Here is a 16,492-nt window from a genome sequence, read left to right as displayed (position 1 = left end):
AGTATTGTTTATTTTGTGGGCACCTCCCATTGGTCGGTGCGAAAAGGCGCTACAGGCAAGCCATTCCTGCTGAACAGGTTGCCGATAGCGGTGTTACTGAATGCATAGCGTACGGCTGCCGGCTGTTTCACTTCCCTGCTCCATACCACCAGTGAATTATTTTTCACCTTAGCCTGTGCGGGATAAAACTGCCGGTCGTTTCCCGCTATAAACAGTGCAGCAATGCTATCGCCTTTTATAGTGATGCCTTGTGAAGCATTTTCAAACGAGATGATCACTTTATCTTTCCTTACTATCATCTCCTTAAATAACGGTGACCGGTATACGAATTCACGCCGGTGATAGGTTTCCCCCAATGCCCAGCTGGCCAGGCGATAGCCCACGTCGTGCTTGTTGGCGGGATGTACATCGTATACGTTGCCGGTAATATCGGTGGTTACTACCATACCGGTATTCGGATGTTGCATACTTTGCTGCTGTGCTTCTCTCAGCAATGCGCCCACATTTTTTTCGCGGTAATTGAACGGGGCTATCTGCACAAAATAAAAAGGCAGCAGCCGATGCCAGGCATGGCGCCATGCGTTGATCATGGAAGTAAACAATAACCGGTAGGTAGCCGCGGTGCTGGTATTATTTTCTCCCTGGTACCAGATAACGCCGGCGATGTTGTAGTTTGTAACCGGTGCCAGCATGGCATTCCAGGCTACGCCTGGCAGGTGCGGGCACATTCCGTTGGGCAGTATATGTGCCGCCGCTTCTTTTAATACCGGGTTGTTTGTAACAACGCTGTCCGGTGTCCATACTTCCGCGGCAGTACCTCCCCAGCTGGCATCAATAAGGCCAATGGGCACCTGCAACTGTTCGTTTAGTTTCCTTCCGAAGAAATAGCCCACTGCACTGAAAGTATTGAGCACGGCACTGTCGCAGGTAACCCATTGCGCAGTAACATCCTCCTGCGGATATGCTGCTGCAGCTTTGGCTATTTTAAAACAACGGATATCAGCATTATACGCAGCAGGCTGTATGGCTTTGATATCTTTCAGGCCCCAGTTGCCGCACATCTCCATATTGCTTTGCCCTGAACAGATCCATACTTCGCCTGCCATGATGTTCACCAGCTCAATGATATTTTTCCCTTTTAACGTGATGGTAAAAGGGCCGCCGGCAGCGGGCGTGGTAATGGTGGTGATCCAGCGGGCATCGCCGGCGGCGGTTACGGGATATACCTGCCGATCCCAGGAAGTGGTAATGGAGATACGTTCTCCCGGCTCCGCCCAGCCCCATAACTTTACCTGGCTTTGCTGCTGCAGCACCATGTTACTGCTGATCACTTTTGGCAAACGGATGTTCGCATGTAATGATATCCGAAAACAGGTAAGCATTCCTAACATTAAATACGCCGTCTTCTTCATACAACTATTTAAGCATGGTATTGATCAATGATTGAGCGGGGCCGCTGATCTTCGAGTGCTGCGTTACTTCCCAGTAGCTTTGCTGCTGTTCTACCTGTATCTGTGAAGTTATGATCCAGCTTTGAATCCAGCCGCTCAGCGTGCACCAGGCGCCCCATCCGGCATCTGAATTGGAAGCCCAGTAATCCCAGCGCCCATAGTCGAATGCACGGAACCAGGCGCCATCGAGGTCTTTATGTTTACTGCTCTGCACCTGGATACGGGTAAGGTAGGCCGACAATTTATCAGTGGCTTCTTTGTATTTTTTATTACCGGTAGCGCGGGCGGCTTCATTGAGACTAAACAGTGCAAAGTTGCAGGTGTACAGCTGGCAGGATACTTTTTCCCCATTTTTAAAAATGAGGGAGCCTTCATCTGAACCATAAGCGGAGTTGGTGTTCAGCGGGTTAAACATTCCTTTTCCCTTTACGCCCAGTTCTTCCCTGATAGCGCCGCTTTCGTCCTGGTACTTCATGATCTCTGTCACCATTTTATCGAGCCACTGCCGGTGCTCCGGCGTATCTTCCACGCGTACCAGCCATGCCAGCGGCAGGATCATACGGGCGCGTTGGGTTTGCATACTGCTTCCCCAGCGCCAGTCGTTCGGATAACTTTCCATAGTTACCCGGATGGCATTCTTCGTTTTGGTAAGCAACGGTTCATAATGGGTTTTGTTATACAACCACAGGTACAGCGCCCACATCCAGGATTCAAAATGCGGAGACGGATGGATTAAAGACCTATTGCTGTAAAACTGCCAGCCATTTTTAATGATGTCTTTTTCTTCCAGCCGTTCGCCCCGGAAGCCTTCCTTCCCCGTGGTGCGGAAGTTGGCCAGTATGGCGGCGGCCATTTCCTGGTCCCACTGGCTGGTGCTCATATAAGCAGAAGCCCCGAGGATGCCGAGGATAGCCCTTGAATTATCATCCCCATAAAACGTTGTGGGATTGGGCGTAGCCCAGCCGATGAGGCCATAGGCGGGGCTGTTGGGGTCTGCCTTGGGGCCGGCTCTCATGTTGGAAGTTTTCAGCGTATAGTTAATGAGGTTCACGGCGTTCTGCCAGTAATTTTTATTATTCAGCAACCTGCCTGCTGCAGATAACGCCATGCTTACTTCTCCCTGTACATCTGCACGCATCCAGTAACGGTATTGCTGTGTACCATCGTAGTTGATGGTAGAGGTATGTCCTTCCATAATGCCGAGGGAGCCGTTGCCATCGGGTTTATCTGCGCTGATGGGCGGTCCTGTTGGCATTTCGCGGGAATTGTATTCCTCCCATTCTTTTTGCCAGGCCGGGTGTACGAAAAAGCGGCCATGGAAAAACCAGGCGGTCCCCTTCCGGATGGCGTTGAGCCTGGCATCAGCCGGCAGCGGGGCATTGCGGCTGTACATGGGCTTCACATCCATAGGCCAGTGCTTCAGGGTAAGCTGCGGATTACCGGTCATACGGGCAAGGATATACGTCCATACCTGTTTCATGGAAGCAGCGGGGCCATACCGCCCTCTTTCAAAATTGCTCAATGCAGTAGCAGCAATGAACACATTATCCTTCCTAAAAAGCAATGGGTATGTTTTGGTACTGTCTAATCCATATTCAGCTTTATCGAAGCCCACCACTTTCGCCAGTACGATGAGCGGATCAGTGGCGTTAACAGGCAGTATATAACAATTGTGAATGCCCAGTAAGCTCATAGGCTGCAGGGGTGCGCCAAAATCCCCGGTGGTTACCACGCCCCGCTCCAACCTTGTTTCCAGCGGTTTTGCAGGTATATCCAAACCGGGAAAAGCGGCGGGATATTCTACGTACAGCTGCAGGTGCTTTTGTTTGGCGCTTGCCAGGAGATCATTGGTAATACGCAGCTTTGTATCCAACTCCGGGTAAGTATCTGATACGATGAATACAGCCGCCCCATCTGTTGCCGCAGTGATGGCCGCAGCAGGGGTGGTGAATTGTTTCACTTTATATCCCTCCTGTGTTAAAAGGTGATAGAGCCCGTTCTTATTGCTGCCGCAAAACAGCAGGGTTTTATCTTTCGCGAATACCTGTATACAGGTACACACCAGGAAGAGCAGCAGTAATTTCTTTTTCATACATTGTTTTTTAACTGGTTCAGAAGGTGAAGAGCGGCGGCTTGCAATTCAGCAGCGGCACCGGTTTCCAGGAATGACCATTTACCCGGCCCGGCTTCGTATCCTCCTTCAGCAAATCCTTTGAGATCGGGGATATAGCCAATAGTATTTTCCGCATATGCCGTGATAATAGTATAAGGGAAAGGTGATGCGTTTTCTATTTCCAGGGCTGTTGCGGTAAACGGTTCTCCCGGCAAAAAAACGATGGCCAACTGGCCCAGGGCAATGACGTTCACTCTTGCATGCGCATCTGCCGGATTGGTAACGGCCGGGCAACGTATCCCGAAAGTAATATCATGATGGGCAAATGCCAGTGGCACGCCTGCTAACGGCGCCGTATACACTGATTGCCGGACTACCGCCGCCAATGCTTCGCCATGTTCCCTTGCGGCGGCAGGGCCTTCAGACACCGTAGGCGGGTTAATATCCCCGGCAGCGCCATTCAGATACATGGCCATACCGTTATCACCAGCGGCTTCCAGCTTATTGCATAGTTCTCCCGGGAAATCCGGCGATATATGCGTGAGGCACATCTCATGTACCGGGTGGCAAACAGCATGTACTACTGTAGCTATCACTGTATCGCCGGCAGTAAAACGGATAGTATGCACCCGGCGGTCAACCGGTTCACGGCGCATCAGTTCAGGTGCAATGGGCTGCAGGGAGTCGGACATGACAATGCCCTGCGGTGTGGGGATACGGCGTTGCAGCGAGTAATCTTCCAGTACACTGCTGCCAATGCTTACCGAGCATTCCTTCGCCGACTTCAGGGCCATAGCTATTGCCCCACGTATTTGTTGCTGCACTTCGTGTAGCCATGTACGGTATACCGGCGTTAAATACAAATCCGACAGGGCCACTGACTCCGGTGCATTATGTGTATGCGTGCACGTTATAATGATATGCTCCGCAGGTACATCTCCTGCCATCCCCTCTTTAAATGCCTCCCATCCACCGGTGGAGGTATCACTGAGCGCCAGCAGGTCAAGCGACACAAGCACTATGGTAGCAGCGCTGCCGGAAAGCACCAGCACCCTGGCTTTCAGCGGCAACCGCACCGAAGTGAAAGGCGCATAAAGACCGCGCACCGAAGAAGTTAGCAGGCCCACTTCCAGCGGGGGAGTAATATTTACAACAGCTGTGCCTGCACGCAATGTAAAATGGTTCATTAGTTACTTGTTTTGTTTCTTCACCCACTGCAGCGATTGCTGCCAGAAGGCATCATATCCCTCCCATAGTTCAAAGTTGATCCCCCAATGCGGGGCGGGGTCAGACATGTAGGTTAGTACACGCCCTTTACCATAAGTACCGGCTACCACCAGCGGGTGGCCCGTTTCTTTTACACGTACCAATACTTCACCGCCATTGCCTGCGCTCACTTCATTGTAACCGAAAATGGGCGGGAAACTATGCCAGGGAAGGTTTTTCACAGCAGGATGATCAGGCATCACCACTTCCGCAGTGAACCCTGCAGATGATTCCACCAGGTCTTCCGTTACCAGGCATTTCACAGGCAGCGCATCCGTAAGCGTACACCTGCCCCATCCTGATTTTCCCTGTACCCCGCTGAACGACAGCCAGCCGCCGAGCATCATAAGGCCGCCGCCATCGCTGATCCAATCTTTGATAAGAGTAAGCCTGTCGGGGAAAGTAACCACTTTGTTTTCACGACGCGCGCGGTCAAAAAAACTGGGATATAAATGAAAACATTTCGCTTCCACATCGCTGATGATAAGGCTTACTGATTCCTCCAGGAAGGTTTCCAGCTTACCTGGCGCCAGCCGGTAAAGTTCCCAGTTGGCAAGGGTGGTCACATCTGCCACATGTTCCAGTGCTTCGGTTAAACGCTCCCCATAAAAATGCAGGTCCGCATCTTTTGTTTCCGTACCGAAAGGTGTTTCTATAAATGTAGGGCCCAGGTGAAATACCCAATCTCCCAGGTACAGTACATGTTCTTCTTTTGTCCTGACTTCTTTTTTAACAGACATAATGATCTTTTTATACTTTTTGAGATAAAGATTCGAAGGATTGCATTTCAAGCGGCGATCTGTTCACCGTAGCACGATTGGCCAGCCACAACAGGTACCTGTTGGCCAACTTTCTAAAAACAAAAAAGAGCAACAGGGAACTACATAATAACCCTGCGCATTGTCCATAACGGGCAAACCATGCTTGTGTAAGCCCGGTGATGAGCATGGCAGTAGCAGCAAAACCTGTTACTGCAATACCGATTCCCCATAAAACAGGCGCGGCTGCCTTACCACTGCGTTGCTTCCACCAGCCCAGCGGGCGGGCCCGCTCATAAAAGGCATGCAGCAGTGCTGCCGGTTCAGGCGGTGTAAGCAGTGCTACCGTTACCCACAATACCGTGGTAAGCGCCATCACTACCAGGGTTTGCCACCACCAGGGCAGCACCAGTTGCGACGCCAGGGGCACATGCAGGTATATCAGCAGTTTGGGCCCCAGCACTACAAGACAGAATATGGCTGCGCCCCCAAACGATGCGGCAATCCTTGCAGGGCCATTAAAGCGCCACCACCACCATTGCGCCCAGTTGGCCGGCAGTTCCGCAGCGCTGAGCTGCAGCATAAAAATGGCCACATCGGTAATAATGCTCACATTAAACACTACGGCCACCGCCAGTGAAAGAATAAGGGCCATGCCCAGTTTACCGATGAGCATATAATGTTTTTCGCTGGCGTTTTTCACAAACCAGCGACGGTAGATATCACTGACCAGCACCTGGCTGCCGAAGTTGAGATTATCTCCCACAGTAGACATCGTAGCGGCCATCATGGCTGCTACCAGTAAGCCCATGGCGCCGGCGGGCAGCATTGTTTTCATGAGCTTTCCATACACCAGTTCCCGGTCGGCCCCTTCTAGGCGTAGCTCCGGCCATATAACGGCAGCGGATATACTGGGAAGGGTAACCAACAGTAGCAACAGGAACATGCTCAACGCCGTTACTACATACATGGTGAGGGCTTCCGCCGGTGTGCGGGTAGAAAGGATGCGTTGCCCTTCCATGGCTCCTCCCATGGGGGCGGCGTCGCCGCCGTAACCAATGCTTTGTCCTACCATCCAGGCCATGGCCGCCGCCAGTGGGAATACGGAATGGTGCGCCGGCGGCATTACCTGTAATACTTCAGGATGCGTGCCGTTGAAAGCATGTCCCAATGCAGCGGTCATAGCAGCTGCGCCGCCAAAATGCGCCAGCGTAAGGGCTGCCAGTGTGAGCGTGCCTGCAAAAAATATCACCATCTGGATCAGGTTGGAAATCACTACGCCTTTATATCCTGAAAAGAAAACAAAGAGGAAAGAGATGGGCACTACCAGGTAAAGCGTTTCCGCTTTGGTAAGCCCGAAGGCCGGTCCCATGATCTTATACGCTGCCAGCAGCGTGATACCCGTCCATGCCGGCATGGCGATCATGGAAGTACGGAGCGCGATCCATAAGCGCATGGCTCCCGCTGCACGTGGCCGGAAACGCAGATCATAAAATTCCAGCGTGGTAAAGAGATTTAATCTTCTCCAGAAAACAGCAAACAACACCCCGCCAAAAAATAAGGCAAGCCCAAACCTGCTGAGGTACCACCAGGAAATAAAAGCGCCTGTTACCACGCCGAGGCCACCATAGCCCGTGGCCGCATCGGGACTTACCAGCGCCGCGGTATAGGAGATGCCGTTGAGCCAGCCGGGAATTTTCCGGCCGCCGAGAAAAAAATTCTCCAGGTTGGAACCTGAGAAACGCCGGTGCCAGAGCGACATGCCCAGCATGAGCAATAAATAGCCGATCACTATCCACAGATCCAATTGGTTCCAGTTCATAAAACTTCGTTTACCCGTTGGGTTTATTAAAGTATTCCTGCCATACGTTCCGCCAGTGGCGCCAGCGCCGGCAGATTGTTGTCAGGTGTATCGAGATAGAAATAAGCTGTAGCGGAATAATTATCCAGCCGGTAAAAATTGACCCAGCCATCGGGAAACTTCTCGTCGAAAAGGTCAGGGTAAGAAGGATCTTCCAGGATTTTAACGAGGGTAGCAGGCGTGGTTACGGTAACCACTTTCAACCGGGCCCCGGCCTTTACAGCAGCTCTCAGGTGCCCCCTGCCGCCACCGCCCATTTGCTGTATGGCTACCCGGCAGCTGCTGCGGAAATAAACGGGATCCGGTATATGATACCGGTAAAAGGCAAACTGCTTCTTTTTGGTATCCGCAATAGGACATCCCTGGTATAGATGCGTAAACACGCCCTGCCCCCAGCCGGTGCCTATATAATCTTCCGTACCGGTGCCTGCCAGTGTAGGATACTGCGTATCATCGTCGAGATACATCTTTACTTCTCCTTCTCCAAACCAGGTATTGCCATATATGGTATCCGTTATTACACTCATGTTGCTGCCCAGGTAGCGCCCCTTTCCTTTAACGGCGGGCAGCATTTCAAAATCCTCTCCCAGTTTGGTTTGTTTGTTACTGCTCCAGTACGCATGAAAATACAGGAGGTCTTTCTGCGGCTTCTTCAGCGCCGTAATATTCACATCATAAAACAGCAGGTGCGATTCTTTTGATTCATTCACCAGCACTATCCTTGCATGTTTATTAAAAGGCATAGGGATATAGCAGTTGAATGACCTTCCTTCCGGATCGGAGAACAGGGCGCATTGAAAAGCTGTTTTTCTCCCCAGCCCCATACCAAAGAAATCGCCCAAAGGCACGGATACCGCAGGTTTGGAGGCGCCTTCCCAATACATATCGATATGAACAGAGCGGAGCGCTTCCGGCTTTTGTGAAGTAGTTAGCCATATCCTGTTAATAACACCGGCGCCGCTGTAATCCATCAGGGTTACACTGCCACCGGCTTTGAGCGTATCGCAGGCATGTCCTTTGGCGCCTTTGTTTTCCATACCGGCCTGCCCTTTGGCGCCTGAGCGGTTCTCGAAACTGATCCAGCGCGTGTCTGCATCTGCGGGGAGTTTATACAGCTCCTGCGCCGCCAGGTGCAGCGGCAGGAGGACTAACATCATCAGTAATATTTTCATGCCTTTTATTTTATTACCATCCGGGGTTTTGAAGGAGATTAGGATTCTTGTCTGTTTCTGATTTCAGCATAGGCCACAGGTAATGTTTCTTCTCAAAAACCCTGCGTTCGAAAACGGTTCTTTTAAAGAACGCCGGATCAGTTTTTGATTCTCCTGCATAAATATTCAATCCATACATGTTGCCATTATCTGTTGTTTCAGAAATCTTCCAGCGATGGCAATCGAAATAGCGGTGCGATTCAAATGCCATCTCTATTTGCCGTTCGTGGTGGATGCGTTCGCGCATTTCGTCCTTGCTTAAACCACCTGGCAGCGCAGGCAGTCCCGAACGGTTCCTGATCAGGTTTACATATTTATACACATCCCCTACCGGGCCCTGTGCTTCGTTGAGCGCTTCTGCATAGTTGAGGTATTGTTCTCCCAGCCTGAAAAATATCCAGGTGCGCAGCGTTCTCTTCTCCTGTGGTTTAAAAACAAAATTCGGATCAGACAATTTCTTCAGCAGATAACCGGTTACACTGTAGTTACCGCCGCCGGCGCGCAGTTTTCCATCTGCACCTTTAAACCAGAATTCCAGTCCGCCGGTACGTGTTTTCCATACCGATCCCGAAAAATTAATACTGGCATAGAACCGCGGTTCCCGGCCCACATACATATTGCTGGTACCGGCTACATAAAGGTTATCCGGACCGGGAGCATCTGTAAACCCGGTTTCCGTATAGCCTGATGCAGCGTTGATGATGGGTGTATGATCGGCAGTGTAGCCGGTAATAGGCCGTTGCCCGTTGGCCATTTCGTACTGGTCCACAATATCCTGGGTGGGAGCGTGTAAGGTAAAGCCAGCCAGACTTAACGGTTCATTGTAAACATCCAGGCCATCGTAAGTACCATCATTGTACGCAAAGAACACTTCCTGGTTATTGTTCATGTAGAATATTTCCTGGTAGTTTTTTACCGGGTTATTTCCCGGAGATGTATACAGGGCGTACCCTGCCGCCTGCGTTTGATCGATACAGGCCTTTGCCGCATCGGCGGCTACCTGCCAGCGGTTGGCGTCGAAAGCGGGAAACAGCTGCACGCCTTCATGGTCTTTTACATTCACATAGTCGGGGTTACCGTTAAACAAGGGGCTGGCCATATACAGCAACACGCGGGCTTTCAGGGCCAGTGCAGCTGATTTCGCGGGCCGGCCGTATTCTGTTTCAGAAGTAATGCGCGGAGGCAGCAATGCAGCAGCCTGGTCGCACTGTGATACGATATAGTCCACACACTTCTGCAGGGGTTGGCGCCGGATGCTTTTGAAATCTGTGTCCAGCGATATGCTGCTGTCGGCAATAGGTACAGGTCCGTATAGCCGTACCAGTAAGAAGTGATAGAAGGCTCTCAGGAAAATAGCTTCTCCTTTCTGCCGGTCCCGTGCTTCTTTGGTATAGAACTGATCCAGTGGTACTTTGTCGATGTTTTCGATAAAGATATTTGCCTTACGCAGTCCCGCGTAGTTCCTTGCCCAGGGGTTGATCACGGTGGAGTTGGGATCCCATGCTCCGGAGGTCATACTGTTGCAGAACGATGGCGGGTAGAATTGTTTCAGTTCATCGGCGGCGCCGTGAAAGGGATTGTCTTTGTTATCTGCCCATACCATTTCATCCGGCAGATGGGAATATACGTTGGTAAGATAATTATTCGCGTAATCGCGGTTAGAGAATACGTTGGCAATGGTCAGGTCATCGTCCGGTGCTTTATCCAGGAAATCTTTTTTACAGGATACTGCTGCCAGCAGAAGGAACAGGAACGCACTATATTTTGTGATCGTTTTCATCCTAATGATTTTAATACGTTTAAAAATTTACCTGAACGCCTGCATTGATGCTGCTTTGCAGCGGGTAGAGGCTTTCCCCGTTATCGATTTCGGGATTTGCGATTTTGATATGATCCCATACGGCGAGATTAGTGCCGTTCACAAATGCGCGTATACTGCTGATGCCTACTCTTTTTGTGAGTGTTTTGGTAAACGTATATCCTATCTCTGCTGATTTCAGGCGCAGGTAGTTGCCGTTTTTCATATAGAGGGTGCTGGTTACGTAGTTGTTGGTATTATTGATATCGATGACCGTCGGATATTTTGCGTTGGTATTGTCGGCCCCGGGTATCCAGCGGTTATCGTACACTTCTCGCATTACGTTGTAATTACCTACACCGCCCGAAAATGCGTAGGAGCTGCGGCCGCTGAGCAGGTAGCTTGTTCTGGCAGCGCCGGTAAAGAAGATGCTCATGTCTACTCCCTTCCAGGCTACGGTACCGCCAAAGCCGTACATGATTTCGGGATTGCGTGCATAACCGAAATAGGTTCTGTCGTCCGGGGTTATTTTACCATCTCCGTTCAGGTCGCGGTACTTGATATCACCGGGGCGTGTTACAGATTGCAGGGTTGTTTGCGAAGGGCTTTTGTCGATGTCTGCCTGGTCTTTGAACAGGCCGAGGGCCTCGTAACCAAAGGGGCGGTCAATGCTTTGCCCCCGGCTGTTCTGGTAGGCCAGTGGCCTTACGGGCGAATCATCTTCTACTATTTCATTGTGGGCATAAGTGAAATTGCCCTGTACGGAATAATAGAAGCCTGATTTTGTCCGGTTCTTGATTTCGATGTTACCATCTACTCCCTGATTGTTCACTATTCCCAGATTAGCGTAAGGAATGATACCTGACGGGTAGCCTGCTGATATGGGTATTTGTTGCCGTGCAATGAGGATACCGTTCCTGCGTTCCTTGAAGGCATCTACGGTGAGTGTAATTTTACCATTAAGCAGTTCCATATCTACCCCAATATTCCCTTTAGTAGCCACTTCCCAGGTAACGTTCTGGTTGCCGATGCGGCTTTCCATGAAAGCGCCGGTCTGGTAAGTTTGGTTGGCGCCGAACATATAGTACGGGTCAAACCAGCCGTGGGCAGGGGCTTTATCGATAGTTGTCTGGAACAGGAACCTGGCGCCGCCTATCTGGTCGTTACCAACCTGCCCGTAGGAACCTCTTATTTTCAGGAAGCTGATAATATTTTTATTCCAGAAATTTTCGTTAGACACCAGCCACCCGGCAGCAGCGGAGGGGAAGAAGCCGTATCGTTTTCCTTTGGGGAAATTTTCCGAGCCGTTATATCCTACGTTGAATTCCACGAGGTATTTGGAGTTGTAATCGTACGTAACGCGACCGGCCAACCCCTGCCTTCTGAAGGGAATATTGCCGATGGAGCTTCCTGCCATCAGGTCTACATACTCCCGGCGGTTGCCCAGTATCAGGCCTCCTACGCGATGATCTCCAAAGGAGCGGTCGTAGTTGGCTGAAACTTCCAGGTAAGCCGCGCGGTTGGCGCTGGAATTCGTGTAGTATCCAAGCGCCTGTTCTGTTTTAATGAGCTGGTACTGGTCTACGCCATTGGCATCGGGACCGAGATATTGATAAGAAGCCGGGCTTTTCACACGTACGGTGGTCATGGCGCCATAGTAGTCATAAGCAAAGAGGCCTCGTAGTTTCAACCCTTTTGTTACCAGCGAGGATAAGTCCCAGGTGGCGCCCAGAGAGCTTTGGATGGTATTTCGGAATCTTTTCTGGTAGCCCGTTTGCGTGCTTTTTGTAAATGGATTTTCATTCAGGAAAGTGCCTAAGCCGGGAATGGACCCGTTGGGATTTTTCACCGGGTAGGCGTTATTGGGCGTCCATCTCAATGCGTCAAACAATTCAGGAGCGCCGCCCTGTAAGCCAGGCGCATTCCCGTTTTCAATGATACCTCCGAGGCTGAGGTCCATCGTCAGATTCTTAGAAAGATTGGCGTCTACGTTTGATCTGAAGTTGTAACGTTTTAAACTGGTATTGGTTTTATAGGGAACGGATTTATCTTCTTTATAAAGTCCGTCAACAAAAGTATAACCAACGTTGGTATAGTAACGGAATGTTTGGTTACCGCCTCTTACGCTGAGGTTATTGATGGTTTGAATGGTATGTTTTTTCAGCACCACGTCTATCCAGTCTACATCAGGGTACAGGTAAGGGTCTGAATGGTCTTTGTATTTCTGTACCTGTTCATCTGTATAAAAAGGAGGTTTACCAATGTTCTTCATGGCTTCATTGGCCAGGATGGCATACTCGTAGCTGTTGATATATTTGGGGAAGCGCATCCCGGTGAGGCGGGCCGTTTCTGTACGGAACGATACAATGGGCCTGCTCTCCGCTCCTCTTTTTGTGTTGATGAGGATTACGCCATTGGCGCCGCGGATACCATAAACAGCGGTGGCTGATGCGTCTTTCAGCACCGAGAAAGTTTCTATTTCCTGTACGTTGAGGTTGTTCATATCGCGCTCAATACCATCCACCAGGATGAGAGGGGATTTGTTGCCGGTGAATGTACCAAGACCGCGGATAAACACGCTGGCCGCATCGAAGCCAGGTTCCGCGGAGCTCTGCCGGGTAATGATACCTGGCAATCTTCCGCCGATAGTATTGGATAATGAGGCGGTAGAAGATTGTTGCAGTTCGCTCACCTTTACCGTGGATACCGCGCCTGTAACGGATACTTTTTTCTGTGTACCAAATCCTACAATCACTACATCATTGAGCTTCTGGTTTTCCAGGTCGGGCAAAAGTTTTATGAGAATGGTTTTCTGAGTGCCTGGATGGATGATCTGTGTTTTGTAACCGATGAAGGTAACAGACAGGGAATCATTTTCGTTGCCGATTTCTACCAGGAATTTTCCGTACACATCGGTGACCACGCCTTTGGAAGTGCCCAGTACCTTGATGGTAGCGCCGGGCAGCGCTTCATCTTTTTCATTGATCACTTTACCGGACAGTACCCAGCTATACGCGGCTGTTGGTGCGGGTGCTCTCTCTTCAATCTTTTTTCGTTTTACAATAATGGTACGGTCCAGTACTTCGTAGGTGAAAGGCTGACCGTAGAAGCAGGCATCCAGCGCCTTATCAACAGGCGCTTTAGTTACTTCTACATTAATACGTTTGGCTTCGTTGAGATAGCGGGCATCGTAAAAAAAGGTATAGCCGCTTTGTTTGCTGATCTGCTGCAAAACCTTTTTCAGCGGTGCATTTTTCTCTGAAAGTGTGACCTCCTGTGACCAGGCCGTTGCACTGACCTGCAGGCAGATACCTGTTAAGAGTAGAGCAGTTAGTTTCATAACCAGGAGTACTTTGGAATGGTTGATAAAGCAATTCCATGGCACCGGTTTGGATAGGCGCAGATGGTCCTTGCGATGAATGATAAAATTCATACATTTGCGATGTTAAGGTTGAAGGATTTTATTGATACGAAGTCCCCATTAGCCTGACAGTAACCGGCAGCGTTCCCGCGCTTCCGGTTTTTTGTCTTTATTGCTTTTCTTACTTTGTCATGTAGATGTTCCTGTCGTTTATTTTATAGTGGATATTACTGGTGAGCTCCATCATTTTTAATACTTTCGAAAGACTAACATTCCTTGATATTTCCCCGTTGAAGCGATAGTCTTCCATGCCGGTATAATCAATATTTACATCATACCAGCGTTCCAGCTGGCTCACAACGGTTTTCATACTGGTGTCGTCAAAAATAAATTTGCCGTTCCTCCATGCCAGTACCTCGTCCATATTCACCTCAGGGGCAAGCCGGATATCGCCTGCGTTCCTGTTCACGAGCGATTGCTGCCCGGGCTGCAGCACTTTGGTGTATTTACCTGCAGCGATGCGGATGCTGCCCTTTATTAACGTAGTAGCGATATTATCCTCTTTGGGATACGAGTGAATATTGAAGGTGGTTCCCAGCACTTCCACTGAGTGGTTACCGGAAACGACAATGAAAGGAGCTTTCGCGTTCTTTACTATTTCAAGATAGGCTTCCCCGTTAATTTCCACCCGCCGGGTGTTACCGGTGAATGCTGCCGGGAAGCGGATAGAGGAAGCGGCATTCAACCAAACATGCGATCCATCGGGTAGTATTACTTCATACTCGCCACCGTTGGGGGTAGCAATGGTATTGTAGGTGACCTCTGTTGCAACCGCTGCAGAAGCATCATATACCAGCTGGCCGTTGGCAGATTTTTTTATTACCGTTTGGCCCTGGTTGGCAATAACGCCGTTCTGTGCATCATCCAGCACAATGGTGCTGCCATTTCCCAGTTGCAGGGTAGCTTTGCGGCTACCCGGCGCCACATCTGCGGTATGCACAGCCACCAATGGCGGTTGTTTATTTTGCTTTACCAGCCGCAGTGCCCATGCACCTGTAACAGCCAGCACCAACACGGCTGCTGCCCAGCGCCATGTTCTCCACTTACTCATATATATATTTGCCGGTCCGGGTTTGATACCGGTGGCCAGGTACACTCTTTCAATAGATGCCTTCAGGTTTTCCTGGTCCGCCTCACCACGCGTAATGGCTTCCAGTTGCCCGCTGGAAAGCTCCGCGAATAAGCTGCGGTTCTGTTCACTGGCCGCCAGCCAGCCGTTCAGCGTTTCCTGTTCCGATTCATCAAGTTCACCCGAGCGTTGGCGGTAAATAAGCCGGGCTATCTGTAATAGCTGTTGTACGTCTTTTTCTTCCATAGAAAATAATAGTATGCAGCCATGGCCACTGTGACCACACATTACAGGGCCACGGACTGCATTGCTTACTGAAAAAAAATATTGCTGTTATATAGTGGATACACTGCCCGGATCATTTCGGATGAGTGGAGGAGAAAAAATTTTTTCAGGGGTAGATATTTTTCCGGGGGCTATTCCTTGTGAAGGGCTGCCAGTACTATTAAAGCAAAAGGCAGGATATCTTTGCCATGGAGCTTTCCTTTTACCAGTTCCAGTGCACGGAACTTCTGGGATTTCACGGTGTTAACAGACACTTTTAATTCTTCCGCAATTTTGCGGTTGGGTAATCCTTCCAGAAAGCCGAGCTGGAATACCCGTTTCATCTTTTCAGGTAAACTGTTCACTGCTCTTAATATTTCCGCCTTTACTTCCGCGCGGATAATTTCATTGGCAATGAAATCCGCTTCGCTGGTCATACTGGCAGCATAGGCATGATGACGGTACTGCAGGTTTTTCTCTTTTCTCAGTTCATTGATACAGGCATTTTTTGCTGCTATGAACAGGAATGCCTTGATAGATTGAAAGGAGCCTGCTTTTTTATGATCGTTCCATAACTTGATAAATGTTTCTTCCGCCACATCCTCTGCCACAGCCTTATTCACCACGATACGCCTGGCAAAGTTGGTGATCACCGCAAAATACCGGTTCATAATATACCGGAAAGCCGTTTCATCGCCTTGTTGCAGGCGGATAGCGTAATATTCTTCGTTGATGATTTCAGTTGTTTTCATTAAATGACCTCACTTCTTTAAAAACCACCTTGTGGAGAACGGGAATACAGTGAGGTCAAATTATAATATCATCTGCTAAAAAATTCAAAGTGATTAGCAAATTTTGATACTATATTGGCATCCCTCTTTTTTATGGCTGAGAACGGAAACAGATAGTTGTAGCAAACCAGCCACAAATCGTTTCATGGTTTCATCTTATCCAGGATCTCCTGCCATATCAGCCGTGCAATCTGCTCCTGTTCCACTGTACGCAGGCGCTCTTTTATAGTAACTTTCCCATCTTCATTAAAATGCAGGCTGGCTGGCATAAAGTCGAGCTTTTCCCCCTGTTCAGGATCTGTTGATACCCGGTAGGTGGTTTTTTCGTTTTCATAATCTACGTCGATGTGAAAACGGTAAGGCTTGTTGTCGATATAAACGGTGATATCTGTTGTTTCCATATAAATAAGTTTATCGTTCACTGGTTACAAAAGATACACCAGCCTGTTAAACGGTTAGGAAATCCGGGAATAATGTTATTTATTTACG

General features: G+C 49.7%; 11 protein-coding genes. All 11 read right to left on the bottom strand.

The genetic code is table 11. From position 1 onward, the window contains the following. Positions 1 to 8: 8 nt before the first annotated feature. A complete protein-coding gene (locus tag FN124_RS26715; RefSeq protein WP_260607591.1) occupies positions 9 to 1,382 on the bottom strand; it encodes a sialate O-acetylesterase in 1,374 nt (457 codons plus the stop codon). A gap of 34 nt (positions 1,383 to 1,416) precedes the next feature. Beyond that, positions 1,417 to 3,543, bottom strand: a complete 2,127-nt coding sequence (locus tag FN124_RS26710) for a hypothetical protein (RefSeq protein ID WP_142687841.1) — start codon at positions 3,541 to 3,543, stop codon at positions 1,417 to 1,419. Next, the gene (locus FN124_RS26705; protein WP_142687840.1) at positions 3,540 to 4,751 is read right to left on the bottom strand and encodes a hypothetical protein; all 1,212 of its coding nucleotides are present in this window, start codon (positions 4,749 to 4,751) and stop codon (positions 3,540 to 3,542) included. Before FN124_RS26705 ends, FN124_RS26710 begins: the two co-directional genes overlap by 4 nt. A gap of 3 nt (positions 4,752 to 4,754) precedes the next feature. Next, entirely contained in the window at positions 4,755 to 5,570 is an 816-nt protein-coding gene (locus FN124_RS26700) for a glutamine amidotransferase (RefSeq protein WP_142687839.1), read from the bottom strand. Positions 5,571 to 5,580: 10 nt separating this feature from the next. Continuing rightward, positions 5,581 to 7,410 (bottom strand): sodium:solute symporter family transporter, encoded by a 1,830-nt coding sequence (locus FN124_RS26695; protein ID WP_142687838.1) that lies wholly within the window; start codon positions 7,408 to 7,410, stop codon positions 5,581 to 5,583. A 26-nt stretch (positions 7,411 to 7,436) separates the two neighbouring features. Beyond that, positions 7,437 to 8,621 (bottom strand): glycoside hydrolase family 172 protein, encoded by a 1,185-nt coding sequence (locus FN124_RS26690; RefSeq protein WP_142687837.1) that lies wholly within the window; start codon positions 8,619 to 8,621, stop codon positions 7,437 to 7,439. 13 nt (positions 8,622 to 8,634) lie between these two features. Then, positions 8,635 to 10,440: a RagB/SusD family nutrient uptake outer membrane protein gene (locus FN124_RS26685; RefSeq protein ID WP_142687836.1), complete on the bottom strand. Its 1,806-nt coding sequence runs from the start codon at positions 10,438 to 10,440 to the stop codon at positions 8,635 to 8,637. A 19-nt stretch (positions 10,441 to 10,459) separates the two neighbouring features. Next, complete coding sequence (locus FN124_RS26680; protein ID WP_142687835.1) at positions 10,460 to 13,798, bottom strand: TonB-dependent receptor; 3,339 nt, start codon at positions 13,796 to 13,798, stop codon at positions 10,460 to 10,462. A 202-nt stretch (positions 13,799 to 14,000) separates the two neighbouring features. Continuing rightward, entirely contained in the window at positions 14,001 to 15,194 is a 1,194-nt protein-coding gene (locus tag FN124_RS26675; RefSeq protein WP_185937391.1) for a FecR family protein, read from the bottom strand. A gap of 170 nt (positions 15,195 to 15,364) precedes the next feature. Next, positions 15,365 to 15,964, bottom strand: coding sequence for an RNA polymerase sigma factor (locus tag FN124_RS26670; RefSeq protein WP_142687833.1), 600 nt, complete (start codon positions 15,962 to 15,964; stop codon positions 15,365 to 15,367). A gap of 182 nt (positions 15,965 to 16,146) precedes the next feature. Then, entirely contained in the window at positions 16,147 to 16,404 is a 258-nt protein-coding gene (locus tag FN124_RS26665; protein WP_142687832.1) for a hypothetical protein, read from the bottom strand. Positions 16,405 to 16,492 lie beyond the last annotated feature (88 nt).

This window comes from Chitinophaga polysaccharea, assembly GCF_902150045.1.
Lineage (GTDB): Bacteria > Bacteroidota > Bacteroidia > Chitinophagales > Chitinophagaceae > Chitinophaga > Chitinophaga polysaccharea_A.
This window is presented reverse-complemented; position numbering and strand designations above follow the sequence as displayed.